Source organism: Streptomyces sp. NPDC046308, assembly GCF_055588065.1.
On record NZ_JBVJFB010000001.1, the window covers coordinates 349,046 to 362,175 of the forward strand.

The 13,130-nt window shown below is 74.2% G+C and carries 12 protein-coding genes and 1 tRNA gene; 9 read left to right on the plus strand and 4 right to left on the minus strand.

Annotated features, from left to right (window positions below):
• Positions 1–113 precede the first annotated feature (113 nt).
• The 3 genes from ACZ6JT_RS01630 (at position 114) to ACZ6JT_RS01640 (ending at position 3,080) form a co-directional block, all read left to right on the plus strand.
• Positions 114–1,742, plus strand: a complete 1,629-nt coding sequence (locus ACZ6JT_RS01630) for a N,N-dimethylformamidase beta subunit family domain-containing protein (RefSeq protein WP_469206065.1) — start codon at positions 114–116, stop codon at positions 1,740–1,742.
• 143 nt (positions 1,743–1,885) lie between these two features.
• A complete protein-coding gene (locus tag ACZ6JT_RS01635) occupies positions 1,886–2,287 on the plus strand; it encodes a VOC family protein (protein WP_469206067.1) in 402 nt (133 codons plus the stop codon).
• A gap of 340 nt (positions 2,288–2,627) precedes the next feature.
• Positions 2,628–3,080: a DUF732 domain-containing protein gene (locus ACZ6JT_RS01640; protein ID WP_469206069.1), complete on the plus strand. Its 453-nt coding sequence runs from the start codon at positions 2,628–2,630 to the stop codon at positions 3,078–3,080.
• A 99-nt stretch (positions 3,081–3,179) separates the two neighbouring features.
• On the opposite strand, the gene ACZ6JT_RS01645 is transcribed toward ACZ6JT_RS01640, so the two are convergent.
• A tRNA-Trp gene (locus tag ACZ6JT_RS01645) sits at positions 3,180–3,253 on the minus strand.
• A gap of 90 nt (positions 3,254–3,343) precedes the next feature.
• Here ACZ6JT_RS01645 and ACZ6JT_RS01650 point away from each other — a divergent pair.
• The 3 genes from ACZ6JT_RS01650 to ACZ6JT_RS01660 all read left to right on the plus strand — a co-directional run bounded on the left by ACZ6JT_RS01650 (position 3,344) and on the right by ACZ6JT_RS01660 (position 7,285).
• Positions 3,344–4,465: a hypothetical protein gene (locus tag ACZ6JT_RS01650; protein ID WP_469206071.1), complete on the plus strand. Its 1,122-nt coding sequence runs from the start codon at positions 3,344–3,346 to the stop codon at positions 4,463–4,465.
• Positions 4,466–4,589: 124 nt separating this feature from the next.
• Positions 4,590–5,924: a glycoside hydrolase family 18 protein gene (locus tag ACZ6JT_RS01655; RefSeq protein ID WP_469206073.1), complete on the plus strand. Its 1,335-nt coding sequence runs from the start codon at positions 4,590–4,592 to the stop codon at positions 5,922–5,924.
• A 143-nt stretch (positions 5,925–6,067) separates the two neighbouring features.
• The gene (locus ACZ6JT_RS01660) at positions 6,068–7,285 is read left to right on the plus strand and encodes a serpin family protein (protein WP_469206075.1); all 1,218 of its coding nucleotides are present in this window, start codon (positions 6,068–6,070) and stop codon (positions 7,283–7,285) included.
• Here the strand turns inward: ACZ6JT_RS01660 and ACZ6JT_RS01665 are convergent.
• The gene (locus tag ACZ6JT_RS01665; RefSeq protein WP_469206077.1) at positions 7,282–8,259 is read right to left on the minus strand and encodes a PfkB family carbohydrate kinase; all 978 of its coding nucleotides are present in this window, start codon (positions 8,257–8,259) and stop codon (positions 7,282–7,284) included. The two genes, ACZ6JT_RS01660 and ACZ6JT_RS01665, sit on opposite strands and share 4 nt — an antisense overlap.
• 2 nt (positions 8,260–8,261) lie before the next feature.
• A complete protein-coding gene (locus ACZ6JT_RS01670; RefSeq protein WP_469206079.1) occupies positions 8,262–8,963 on the minus strand; it encodes a bifunctional 4-hydroxy-2-oxoglutarate aldolase/2-dehydro-3-deoxy-phosphogluconate aldolase in 702 nt (233 codons plus the stop codon).
• Between the two features lie 89 nt (positions 8,964–9,052).
• On the opposite strand from ACZ6JT_RS01670, the gene ACZ6JT_RS01675 reads away from it, so the two are divergent.
• From ACZ6JT_RS01675 to ACZ6JT_RS01685, 3 genes are all read left to right on the plus strand, one after another.
• Complete coding sequence (locus ACZ6JT_RS01675; RefSeq protein WP_469206081.1) at positions 9,053–9,841, plus strand: IclR family transcriptional regulator; 789 nt, start codon at positions 9,053–9,055, stop codon at positions 9,839–9,841.
• Between the two features lie 205 nt (positions 9,842–10,046).
• The gene (locus tag ACZ6JT_RS01680) at positions 10,047–10,319 is read left to right on the plus strand and encodes a hypothetical protein (RefSeq protein WP_469206083.1); all 273 of its coding nucleotides are present in this window, start codon (positions 10,047–10,049) and stop codon (positions 10,317–10,319) included.
• 257 nt (positions 10,320–10,576) lie between these two features.
• The gene (locus tag ACZ6JT_RS01685) at positions 10,577–12,193 is read left to right on the plus strand and encodes a sigma-70 family RNA polymerase sigma factor (protein ID WP_469206085.1); all 1,617 of its coding nucleotides are present in this window, start codon (positions 10,577–10,579) and stop codon (positions 12,191–12,193) included.
• A 21-nt stretch (positions 12,194–12,214) separates the two neighbouring features.
• Here the strand turns inward: ACZ6JT_RS01685 and ACZ6JT_RS01690 are convergent, their stop codons facing one another.
• Positions 12,215–13,075, minus strand: a complete 861-nt coding sequence (locus ACZ6JT_RS01690) for an RNA polymerase sigma-70 factor (RefSeq protein WP_469206087.1) — start codon at positions 13,073–13,075, stop codon at positions 12,215–12,217.
• Positions 13,076–13,130 lie beyond the last annotated feature (55 nt).

Consider the following 13,130-nt stretch of genomic DNA (forward strand, 5'->3'; position numbering starts at 1 on the left):
AGGGTCAGTTAATGCCCGCCACGACTGGAGGTCAGCGTAGGTCAGGAGGGGTCGGAGGGAGTGGTGAGGGGGTGGTGAGGAGGGGGTCTCAAGGGTGACATAACGTGCCCACCATGGATCAGGAGCACATAGCCGGACCGGCCGGTGACGGCGAAGGCGCAGGCAGGCGGCGGTTCCTCGCGGTCGCGACGGGGGCGGCCACGGCTGCCGGGCTCGGCGCCGTGGCCGGCTGCGGGGGCGGGGACGGCGGCGCCGACGGGCGGGGCGGGGACCGGACCGGCGGGTCGGCGGCGCCGGGCGGGAAGCCGTCGGCGGCGAGTGCGCGGGGTTTCGACGTCAAGGCCGAGAACGCGAAGCAGGGCCACGCCGACTGGCCGGTCACCAAGGCGGGGCCGGCGCGGGCGATCGAGGGCTTCGCGGACAAGGTCAGCGTCCTGCCCGGCGAGTCCTTCGGTCTGCACGTGTCGACCACCGCGCCGCGGTTCACCGTCTCCGCCTACCGGATGGGCTGGTACGGCGGGGCCCGGGCCCGGCTGGTGTGGCGCTCCGAGGCCCTCCCGGGGGCACGTCAGCCGGAGCACACGGTGGACCCGGGTACCCGGATGGTCCGCACGCGCTGGGCCCGTACCGCCACGGTCGAGACCAAGGACTGGCCGGAGGGCTGCTACCTGCTGCGGCTCGACGCCCAGGGCGGCGAAGGGCAGCGCTTCGTGCCCGTGACCGTCCGGTCTGCGGCGACGGCCGGGCGTACGGTCGTGGTCAACGCGGTGGCCACCTGGCAGGCGTACAACCGGTGGGGCGGCTACGGCAGCTACGACGGCCCCAGCGGCGGCTACGCCTCGCGCTCGCTCGCCGTGACCTTCGACCGGCCGTACGAGTACGACGACGGCGCGGGCCTGTTCCTGGTGTACGAGGCTCCGCTGATCGCGCTGGCCGAGCGGCTCGGCATACCCCTGGCGTACGCGACCACGACCGACGTGGCTCGGGAGAAGCGACTGCTGGAGGGTGCGGCAGCGGTGCTCTCGCTCGGGCACGACGAGTACTGGTCCCCGGAGCAGCGGGCCCATGTCACGGCCGCCCGCGACGCCGGCACCAACATCGCGATCCTGGGAGCGAACTGCTGCTTCCGCCGGATCCGGCTGGAGGCCTCCGACCTGGGGCCGGATCGGACGCTGGTCTGCTACAAGTCCTCCTACGACCAGGACCCGGGGTTCAAGCGGGGCCATCCGGCGACGGTGGACTTCCGTTCGGCGCCCGGGGCGGACCCGGAGAGCTCGTTGCTCGGCGTGATCTACGACGGCTATCCGGTGGACGCCCCGTACGTGGTGACCAGCCCGGGCCACTGGCTGTTCGAGGGCACGGGCGCGCGGGCCGGCGATCGCTTCGAGCACCTGGTCGGGGTGGAGTACGACAAGGTCAACACCGGTTTTCCGACGCCTCGGCCGATCGAGATAGTGGCCCACTCACCCGTGGTGTGCGAGGGGCGACCCAGCCACCAGGACACGGCGTACTACACGGTGGCGAGCGGGGCGGGGGTGTTCGCGACCGGCACGATGCGGTGGGTGGAGGCCCTGGACGCGACGGGTGACGGCCGCGGTGGGAAGAACCACGGGCTGGACGCGCGGTCCGGGGCGCTGACCACCCGGGTGACGGAGAACCTGCTGCGGGTGTTCGCGGCGGGCCCGGCGGGCCGCTCGCATCCGGCGCAGGACAACGTCAAGGCGGTGTACGGGGGTTCCTGACACCGGTGGCGTCCGGGACGGAGGCACGGGGTGGACTTGGCGCGGACGGGATGCCTAGGATCGTGATCACGGCATCGCGTGTCGGTCACCGGCTGGGTGAGGCATGGAGGCGCCCGTGACGTGCCTTTCGGAGGCATTCACTCATGTCCGTGCATCTGAACCACACGATCATCCACTCCCGTGACAACCGGGAGTCCGCCGCATTCCTGGCGGACATCCTCGGCCTCCAGGTCGGGGAGGAGTGGGGACCCTTCCTCCCCGTCGAGACCGCCAACGGCGTCACCCTGGACTTCGCGACCATCCCGGCCGGCTCCATCACCCCGCAGCACTACGCGTTCCTCCTCTCCGAGGAGGAGTTCGACGTGGCGTTCGAGAAGATGCGGGCCGCGGGCGTTGCGTACTTCGCGGATCCGCACGGCAAGCACCCCGGCGAGATCAACCACAACGACGGGGGCCGCGGCGTCTACTTCACGGACCCCGCGGGGCACGGGATGGAGATCATCACCCGCCCGTACGGCTACCAGGAGCCGGGCACCGACGGCTGAGCCCCGGGTCCACCTCATGAACCGGTGGCGGTCATGCGGTCCGTGACCCGCCACCGGGGGAGCCGGGTTCCGGGCCGCCGCCGACAACCGGAGGTCGGCCGCGGCGCGCACCCCGGGCGTCGAGTCCGGTTGGGCGAGGGTCAGTTGCCGCCGCTCCTCCTCAGCCCGGGCCGTAGGGACACCGCGCGGCGTACGTCGCCGTCCGGGTCGGTGGCCGGGAGCTCGACCAGACGCGGTCAAGGTAGGGGTTCTCGGAGCCCCGCCATCGTGTGGGGCTCTCGTGCGTCACAGACCTGTCACGGCCGCTCCACGGCAGCCGGCGTCCCGGCAGAGTGGCGCGATGCGCACACACCACACCTTCACCCTCCTCGCCGCCGCCGCATGCCTCGCGCTCACCGGCTGCGCGGACGCGGACGCGGACCACGCAGGTATGAGCGACGAGGGCAAGCCGGCCGCCTCGTCACCCGCTCCCCGGCAGAGCGCGGCTCCCGAGGCCCCCGGCTCCGCAGCCTCCGCCGCCGGCATCCCGCCCAGCCCCGCCCCCGAGCAGCGCGTCATCTACCTCGCGGCGCTCAACAAGATCGACCCCGAGATCGTCAACGGCCAGGACGACAAGGCCATCTCACGGGGCCTGAACCAGTGCCAGTCCATGAAGGACGAGAAGGATCCGACGAAGCGCGTCGAGTCCACGAACAAGCGTTTCATCGGCCCCAACCACCCGGACGGCTTCGGCCCCACCAAGGCCGCGTTCATCCTCGCCGCCGTACAGACCAACCTCTGCCCCACGTACTGACGGGGCCACCGAGCGCGGGGTCATCGCCGGGGCGGACGTAGAACTGCGGGACCAGCCCCGCCGGTCGCCCGGCGGGGCTCTCGCACTTTCCCAGTACAGCAGGGGCGGCAGGATTCGAACCTGCGGCCTTCGGTTTTGGAGACCGGCGCTCTGACCAGCTGAGCTACACCCCTTCGGTGGGTCCAACCTTGGCACGGCCCGACCCCGAGATCCACTGCATTTCTCGTTCCACCGGGGGCGAGTCGCTCGCCGGTGTCCGCTCCGTGCGACAGCAGACAGCGCGCCGTGGGCAGCCGGCCGCCGTGGCGAGCCTGCCGGAAGGCGCTGGTGACGTCCTGGCGGGAGGCGCCGGCCTCGAGGTCCTCGACCGTGGCGAGCAGCCCGAGGGCGGCGGCTTCCTGCAGGTCCGGGCGGGCTCCGAGGGCGAGCAGCCGGCGCGCGGCCCGCCACTGGCCGAAGCCGCAGGCGTCCGCGAGCGGGGTACCGCCGCCGAGGACGGCGCCCGGCGCGTCGACATCGGTGGCGATGTGCAGCAGGCTGCGCCCGTCGGCCACCGCACCGCGCTTGACGATGCGCGCGGCGGCGAGTCCAGGGTGGGCGTCGAGGAGGTCCCGCGGGCCCGGCAGGTCGTCGCCCCGGATCGCGGCGGTGACGGCGCCAGCGAGCGGGTCGGCGGATCCGCGGGACCGCGTGGACCGTCCTTCCTCGGCGTGGCGCCCCGCCTACGGGGCCGGGGCGGCGGGGCCATGGGACGGCGCGGGTGGCGGGGGCCGCGGGCGGGGAGGATCGTGAGCAGGGTGAACCGTGCGACGGGGGGTTCGTCCGTGCCCCGGAGCCGGGATACGGGCCGCCGCCCGGGCCGCCCGCGCCGTCCGGGTCGTGCGGACCCGCATCGCGGCCGCCTCCGCGGCGCCCTGGTGGCGCTGGCCCTCCTCGCCCCCGCCCTGCTGGGCGCGGCCCCCGGCGGCTCCGGCGAGACGATCTCCCTCGCGGGGAACGAGCCCGGCCAGCGGCTCGACGTCACGCTGACGCAGGTGGTCGACCCCGCGAGCCCGGTGGCCGACCCCACGGCCGAGGCCGAGCCCGACGGGCCGGATCGGCTCCTCGCCGTCCGCTTCCGGCTGGAGAACACCGGTACCGCCGTCTACCGGGACTCCCCCGCACCGGCCACGCACGTCCTCGATACCACCGGGCAGCGGTTCACCGGGCTCGACGTCCCCACGACGGCGGGCCCGAGCTTCCCCGACACCGTCACGCTCGAACCCGGCGGCAGCGCGGAGGGCTTCGTCACCTTCCGGCTCCCCGAGGACGCCGGCGCGGCCGCGGTGCAGTTCGCCCTCAACACCGGCCTCGGCGACGACGTCGGTCAGTGGAGCCTCCCGTAGGGCTTGCGTCCCCGGCGGCGGGTGAGTTTCGGCCGCCCCCTTGACCACCCTGGTCCAGACCAATAGTTTCCGGCATGCACCGCGCACGCGCTCACGCCCGTTCCCGCCTCCGCAAAGGAAGCCCATGCGCCGCAGCATGCTCGGCAGACTGGCCGTCGCCGCCTGTTCCCTCTCCCTGCTCACCGCCTTCGCGCCGGCCGCCGGTGCGGACGGCGGTGGCGGGGCGAGCGGACCCGCCCGCTCGTACAAGAAGGTCGGCTACTTCACCCAGTGGGGCGTCTACGGGCGGGACTTCCAGGTCCAGGACCTCGAGGCGAACGGCTCCGCCGGCAAGCTCACCCACATCAACTACGCCTTCGGCAACGTCAGCCCGCAGGGCACGTGCTTCACGGGGAACGTACCGGGCGAGGCCGACGCCTGGGCCGACTACGTCCGGCCGCTGGACGCCGCGAACTCCGTCGACGGGGTCGCCGACACCGCGGAGCAGCCGCTCGCCGGCAACTTCAACCAGCTGCGCGAGCTCAAGGCCAAACACCCCGGCCTCAAGGTGCTGCTCTCACTGGGCGGTTGGAGCTGGTCCACCCACTTCTCGGACGCCGCCCTCACCCCCGCCTCCCGCAAGGCCTTCGTGGCCTCCTGCATCGACCTCTACATCAAGGGCAACCTCCCGCAGGACGGCAGCCGCGGCGGTGCGGGTGCGGCCGCCGGTGTGTTCGACGGGATCGACCTCGACTGGGAGTGGCCCGGTTCCGCCGGCGACGCCGACACGAAGTTCCGGCCGGAGGACAAGCGCAACTTCACCGCACTCGTCAAGGAGTTCCGCACCCAGCTCGACGCGTACGCGAAGAGCCAGCGCAGGAAGACGAAGTACGAGCTGACCGCCTTCGTCCCGACCGCCCCCGCCAAGATCGACGCGGGCTTCGACGTCCGCCGGATCATGCGCGACCTCGACTTCGTGACCCTGCAGGGCTACGACTTCCACGTCTCCGGCGAGCCGAGGACCGCCCAGCAGTCCGCGCTCTACGCCCGGGGCGACTTCAGCGTCGACGGCACGGTGGACGCCTGGCGCGAGCGCGGGGCGCCCGCGCACAAGCTGGTGATGGGCATGCCGTTCTACGGGCAGGGCTGGACCGGCGTCAGCGGCGGCGGGGACGGCATGGGCCAGCCCGCCACGGGCCCGGCGCCGGCCACCTGGTCCGCCGGGTACGAGGACTACAAGGCGCTGAAGAAGCTGGCCGACTCCGGCACGTACCAGCTCCACCGGGACCGGCGCGGGGGCCATGCCTGGCTGTTCGACGGCACCACCCTGTGGACGTACGACGACCCGCAGGTGCTGGGCGCCAAGACCGGCTACGTACGCGAACACGGCCTGGGCGGCGCGATGTTCTGGTCGCTCGACGCGGACACCGCGGACGGTGAGCTGATGACGGCCGTGGACCGGGGGCTGCGCGGGCACTGAACCCGCGTCGCCGCCGACCCCAACGGCCGACCCCACCAGCCGGCGCCACCGACCGGCGCCACTGACCGGCGCCACTGACCGGCGCCGCCGGGCCGCGGAAATCCATCCGGCCCGGCGGCGCCCCTCCACGTACGCTCCCGCGCATGAGGAACTCGACTGTACGGGCGGTCAATCGGCTGACGACGCGCTGGGCCGCGGCCGCGCAGGCCCCGGCCGGCGACGGGGGCGAGGACGCGGACGGGGACGGGAACGGGAACACCGTGTTCACCGCTGCCGGGCTCTGGCCGCTGCTCGCCCTGCTCGCGGACGGCTCGGGCGGCCCGGCCCGCACCGAACTGGAGCAGGCCCTGGGCATACCCGCCGAGGCCGCGGGCCGGGCTGCCCGGGAACTGCTGGCCGCACTGGCCGGCGTACGGGGTCTTCGGACGGCCACCGGCCTGTGGACCGGTGCCGGGCTCCCACTGGAGGAAGACTGGGCGGCGAGGCTACCGGCCGGCGCCCGGGGGACGCTGACCGGGGACCCGGACGCCGATGGCAAGGTGCTCGACGCGTGGGCGTCGGACCGGACGGACGGGCTGATCGAGCGCATGCCGGTGGTCCTGGAAGAGGGCACCCTGATGGTCCTCGCCTCCGCGCTCGCGCTGCGGCTGCGGTGGATCCAGCCGTTCGACGAGTGGCCGGGGGAGCCGCACGCCGGGCCGTGGGCCGGGCGTCGCGTGCGCGTGCTGCACCGCAGCACCTCGTTGCTCGACCGGGTCCGGGTGGCCCACGGCCCGTGCGGTGCGGTCACCCTGCTGGAGGTCGTCGGGGCGGCGGGCGTGGACGTCCACCTCGTGCTGGGCGCGCCCGAGGCGCCGGCCGCGCACACGCTCACCACCGGGATCGCCGCCGTCACCAAGGTCCTCCCCGCCACGGGAGCGAGCCTGCTCCCCGACGGGCGCCCCGGTCCGGGTCTGGCGGTCGGCACGGTGGCCGCCCACTCCGCGGAACCCCTGCTGGACATCGAGACGGTGGCCTTCGCAGTGCGTGCGGAGCACGACCTCCTGGACCACTCCCGGCTGTTCGGGCTGGAGAGCGCCACCGACACGGATCACGGCCACTTCCCCGGCGTCAGCTCCCAGCCGCTGGCGGTCACTTCCGCACGGCAGTCCGCGCTGGCCCGGTTCGACGCCGAGGGCTTCGAGGCCGCGGCCGTCACCGCGCTCGGCATGGCGGCCGGCTGCGCCGCGCCGGCGCGGCCCAGGTACAGGGCCCGCCGGGCCGAGGTGCGCTTCGACAGGCCGTTCGGCTTCCTGGCCGTCCACCGGACCTCGCGGCTGGTGCTGGCGGCCGGCTGGGTCGCCGAGCCCGACCTCCTCTAACCGCCCGCGCGGTGGGCGGCGGCCAGGGCCGCCGTGTCCGGGAAGGCGGGAACGTGGCCGGTGCCGCCGCGGCCGGAGACGGAGAGGCAGGCCGCGGCCGTGCCGTACGCCACGGCGTCCGCGAGGGTGTCGCCGAGGACGAGCCGGGCGGTGGTGGTGCCGGTGAAGCAGTCGCCCGCGCCGGTCGCGTCCACCGGCGCGGGGTTCACGGGTACGGGGTGGTACGCCGCCCGCGTGCCGTCGTGCAGCAGCAGGCGGTCCGCGCCGGAGGTGACCGCGACCGTACGGGCGCCGAGCGAGCGGAGGCGGTCCGCGGCGGTGCGCGGATCGGCGGTGTCGACGAGGGCCGTGGCGTCGGCCGGGCAGGAGGTCTTGAGCAGCCCGGTCAGCGGGGCGATCCGGGCGAGCAGCTTCCGGGCCTCGGCCCTGCCGGTCAGCCGGGGGCGGAAGTTGGGGTCGTACGAGAGGTGCCCGCCCGCGCCGTGCACGAGGTGCGCGGCGGCCAGTACGGCGCCCCGGCTGCTCGGCGACAGGGCGCCGGTGATGCCGCTGGTCACGAGTGCCCCGCAGCGGGTCAGCAGCTCGCGCCAGGACTCGACGTGCGCGGGGCCGAGGGTGGAACCTGCACTTCGGGTGCGCCAGTAGACGAACTCGCGGTCGCCGTCGGTGTCGGCGCAGAGCAGGTAGGCGCCGTTGGGGTGCGGGGCGCGGCGCACGTGGGCGACGTCCACGCCGAGTTCGGCGGCCCGGCGCAGCAGCGGGGTGCTGAGCTCGTCGTCGCCGACCACCGCGAGCAGGGCGGTCCGGGCTCCGGCCGCCGCGGCGGCGGCGGCCGCGTTGAGTGCGTCGCCGGAGTAGGAGATGCGGGCCGGGGTGCCGTCGGCGGCCTCGCGCAGGGTGGTGCCCGCGTGGATCTCGACGAGCACCTCGCCGAGTACGAGGACGTCGTAGGCCGTGGCGGGTCGTCGGCGCACGGTCAGCGCTCCCCTGCCACGTCCACGTCCACGTCCACGTCCACGTCCGCGAACACGTCCACGTCCACGTCCGCGCCCGCGAACACGCCCGCGAACACGGCGGCCAGTTCACCGGGGTCGTCCGGCAGGCCGTTGCCGACGCCGACGGCCGTCGCGCCCGCCGCCAACCAGTCGGGGACCTCGGCGGGCCGGATGCCGCCGGTCGGGATGAGCACCGCCCCGGGCAGGACCGCCTTGAGGGAGCGGAGGAACCCGGGACCGCCCACGTGCGCCGGGAAGATCTTGGCGGCGCCCGAGGCGCGGACGGCGGCCGCGATCTCTCCGGGGGTGAATCCGCCCTCGATGAAGACGGCTTGGCGGCGCCGGGCGACCTCGCGTACCTCGGGGGCCGGGTACGGGGAGATCAGGAAGGCGGCGCCCGCGTCGAGGGCGGTGCCGGCCTGTGCGGCCGTGGTGACGGTGCCGACGCCGATGAGGGCGGGCCGGCCGTGCGCGTCGCCGAGGGGGGCGGCGCGGGTGAGGGCCTCGGCCCAGCCGGGGGTGGAGGTGGTCAGTTCGACGGCGCGGCAGCCGGCGGCGAGCAGGGCGGTGGTGCGGCGGACGGCCTCGTCGGCGTCGGAGACGCGCAGCACCGGCAGCAGCCGCTGGGCCGCCAGCACCTCGTACGGGTGCCTCGGCGGGTGGTGGGCCGGGTGGTTGGACACGGAATGACCTCCCGTTGTTCCACGTAGCGGAACGCCGTATCGTAGGGCGGAACCGTTTGGTCCAGACCCTACCCACCCCGGGAGTTGGCGTGTCAACGGATGTGGACGAAGTCCCCGACGGCCCGCGCGCCGGGCGGACCTCCGCCGCCGGTTCCGCGCTGGAGAAGTCCCTGCGCGTGGTGGAGGCGGTCGCGGCTCCCGGCGGACCGCACCGGCTCACCGACGTGGCGGCCGCGGCCGCGGTGCCCAAGTCGAGCACCTTCCGCATCCTGGCCTCGCTGGTCGAGCAGGGCTTCGTACGCCAGGAGGCCGAGAGCCGGTACGGGGTGGGGCCGCGGCTTCGCGAACTGTCCGCCCTGGTCGGCGGCGGGGAGCCGGCGAGCATCGGACGCATCCTGGGCGAACTCCAGCGGACCACCGGCCAGACGGTCCATCTCGCCCTGCACAGCGGGGAGACCATCACCTACATCCGCAAGGTGGAGGGCGACCAGCCGTTCCGGACGGCCTCACGGATCGGCATGCGCATGCCGCTGCACTCGACCGCGATCGGCAAGAGCATCCTGGCCCGCCTGCCCGCCGCGGAGGTGCGGGCCCTGATCACCGCCACCGGGCTGCCGCGCCGGACGCCGCACACGCTCACCACCGCCCGCGCGCTGGAGGCGGAGTTGGCGGCGGTCCGCGCCCGGGGCCACGCAGTGGACGACGAGGAGAACGAGGCCACCATCCGCTGCATCGGCGCCGCGATCCCCGGGCCGACGGGTCGGCCGGTCGGCGGGGTCAGCGTCACCACGGTCACCTTCCTGGTCTCCCGCGAGGAGATCGAGACGTACGCGCCCGCCCTGCGCGCGGCCGCGGAGGCGCTGGCTCCGCTGCTGTGACGGGCCCGGCGCCCCAGCGGGTGCGTGCGGCGGGGGGCTGCTCTAGCGTCGAAGGTGGAAGGGGAGGCTCTGCCGAGCCGGTCCGGTGCGGGGGCCCGGGCACAGTGGCCGTACACCGGCCGCGTGCGCTCGGCGCCGTTCCCGCGCGGATCCCGACGCACCAGGTCCCGGGCCGCGCGACGATCCCGGAGAGCAGGTGCATTCCATGCGCACGTCGACCCGTATCGCAGGTGTCCTCACCGGCCTGACCCTCGCCCTCGGTGGCGCGGCCCTCGTGGCCCCCGCCGCCCACGCGGACGTCTCGGCCTGCATCAACCAGGTCGAACGCGAGCTGCAGGGCGGTGAAGCCTCGGCCGCCATCCGGACGGCCTGCTACGACGCACAGTCCGGCAACCACGAGAAGTGCGTGACCGGCCTGACCAAGAGCAGTGTGACCAACGGAACCGCGGTGAGCGCCTGCAAGGTGGCCCTCAACTAGCCGTACCCGGCGGACAGAGCGCTGCCCTCGGCCGATCGGGCCGGGGGCAGCGCCGCGTCACGCCCCGCCCCGGCGCCGCCTCCCGACGGGGTCCGTGCTTCCATGTGGTTCCGCGTTCCTTCGCCCGGACGGCCCGCTCCGGAGGCCGGGGAAACGACTTCCCGAAAAACTTTCGGGAGAAGTGTTATCGGGGCCCCCGTCGACGGTCTCCCATGTATCGGGCATCATCGACCGCCGGTACGGACAGGGAACAACACATGAGTACTCAGCACACGGCAGCGCTGGTGGCAGCGGCCCGCGCGGGCGACGCCCGCGCGCAGGACGAGCTCGTCAGCGCCCATCTCCCGCTCGTCTACAACATCGTCGGTCGGGCCCTCAACGGCTCGTGCGACGTGGACGACGTGGTGCAGGACACGATGCTGCGGGCGCTCGACGGGCTGGGCGCCCTGCGCGCGGACGAGAGCTTCCGGTCCTGGCTGGTGGCGATCGCGATGAACCGGGTGCGGGCGCACTGGCAGGCCGGCCAGAGCGGCTTCGGCGAGAGCACGCTGGAGGCGGCCTACGACATCGCCGACCCGGGGGCCGACTTCGTCGACCTGACCGTCGTACGCCTCAACCTGGCGGGCCAGCGGCGCGAGACCGCGCGGGCGACGCGCTGGCTGGAGCCCGAGGACCGGGCGCTGCTGTCGCTGTGGTGGCTGGAGTGCGCCGGCGAGCTGACGCGGGCCGAGGTGGCTTCCGCGCTGGAGCTGTCCCCGCAGCACACGGCGGTCCGCGTCCAGCGGATGAAGGCGCAGCTGGAGTCGGCACGGGTGGTGGTGCGTGCGCTGGAGGCCAATCCGCCGTGCGAGGAACTGCGGGCCCTGATGGCGGGTTGGGACGGCCGGCCCTCGGCGCTGTGGCGCAAGCGAATAGCCCGGCACGCGCGTGAATGCGTACGGTGCTCCGGTCTGTGGAGCGGACTGGTCCCGGCCGAGGGACTGCTGGCGGGGCTGGCCCTCGTACCGGTCTCGGCGGCCCTGCTCGCAGGGGTACGGACGGCCGGGGCGGCAGGCTTCGCCGCCGAGGCCGCTGCCTTCGCCGACGGCGGCGAGGGGGGCTTCGCGGACACCGCAACGCAGCTCACCGCGGTCGACAGTGCGGGCGGTGGCCGGGGCGCGCTGCGCAGGCGCCGGCGCAGCGGGCGCCGCCGGGTGATCGGTGGTGCGGTGCTCGCCGCCTGTGTCGCGGGCGGTGGCCTGGTGTACCTCGGGGGGTTCCCCGGTTCCGGTCAGCCGAAGGACGGCGGCGCCGCGCCGGCTGCCCCGCTGGCGCTCTCGGCGACCGAGTCCGCGCTGCCCTCGGAGTCGGCCTCCCCGTCGCCGTCGGCTTCCCCCTCGCCCTCCCCGTCGGCCTCCGCCTCGCCCAGCCCGTCCGCGAGCCCGAGTCCGACGCAGAGCCGCAGCACCTCGCCGAGCCCGCGTCCCTCGGCGCCCAAGCCGGCGCCCGCCCCGCCGGGGATGGCCGGGCAGGTCCTGGCCCTGGTCAACACCGAGCGGGCGGCCGCGGGCTGCGGCCCCCTCAAGGAGGACCCGCAGCTGCGTGCGGCGGCTCAGGGGCACTCCGACGACATGGCGGCGCGGGACTTCTTCTCGCACACCAACCCCGACGGCGCGGACCCGGGGCAGCGGACCACCTCGGCCGGATACCGCTGGTCGACCTACGGCGAGAACATCGCCAAGGGCCAGCAGACCGCGCAGTCGGTCATGGACTCCTGGATGAAGAGCCCGGGCCACCGCGCGAACATCCTCAACTGCTCGTTCAAGGACCTCGGCGTGGGCATCCACCAAGGTGCCGGAGGCCCTTGGTGGACGCAGAACTTCGGAGCCCGCTGACGTACGGGGCGCCGCCCGCGTTCAGGGGCTCGGCCGGAGGCCGCGCAGCTTCTCCGGGTTGACGATGGTGCGCAGCGCGGTGATCCGGCCGTCGACGACCTCGAGGGTCATCGCGCCGATGTTCACGCCGTCGAGGACGAGCAGGATTCCGGGCTCGCCATTGATCTCGGCGACGCGCAACTCCCCCTCGGCGGCCTGGGGTTTGGCCAGGACGCCCAGCCACCAGCGGGCGACGTGGTCGGCGCCGTGCACCGGGCGGCGCGCGGCGGTGACGACGCCGCCGCCGTCCGCCCAGCTGACGACGTCGGGGGCGAGGAGTTCGAGCACCGCGCCCATGTCTCCACCGGCGCAGGCCGCGCGGAACTTCTCGGCGATCTCCCGCTGTTCGGTCGCGCCGGCGGTGAAGCGGGGGCGGCGGGCCTGGACGTGTTCGCGGGCCCGGTGCGCGCACTGGCGGACGTTCGCCTCGGACTTTCCGACGACCTCGGCGATCTCGGCGTACGGGTACCCGAACACCTCGCGGAGCATGAACACCGCGCGTTCGGTCGGGGTCAGGGTCTCCAGTACGACCAGGACCGCCATGGAGACGGTGTCGGTCAATTCCGCCTCCTCGGCGATGTCGGGCGAGGTGAGGAGGGGTTCGGGGAGCCAGGGCCCGACGTACGCCTCGCGGACGGCCTGGGCCGACTTCAGCCGGTTCAGGCTCAGGTTGGTGACGGTGCGCACCAGGTAGGCCCGGGGGTGCTCGACGGCCGTCCGGTCGGTGCGGTTCCAGGCCAGCCAGGCGTCCTGCACGATGTCCTCGGCGTCGGCGACGCTGCCCAGCATGCGGTAGGCGGCGGCGAACAGCACCCGCCGGTGCTCCTCAAAAGGATCATTCATGACCGACACCGTGGCATCAGCCTCCTGCTCGATCAAGTGGGGTTCCCATGCCGGC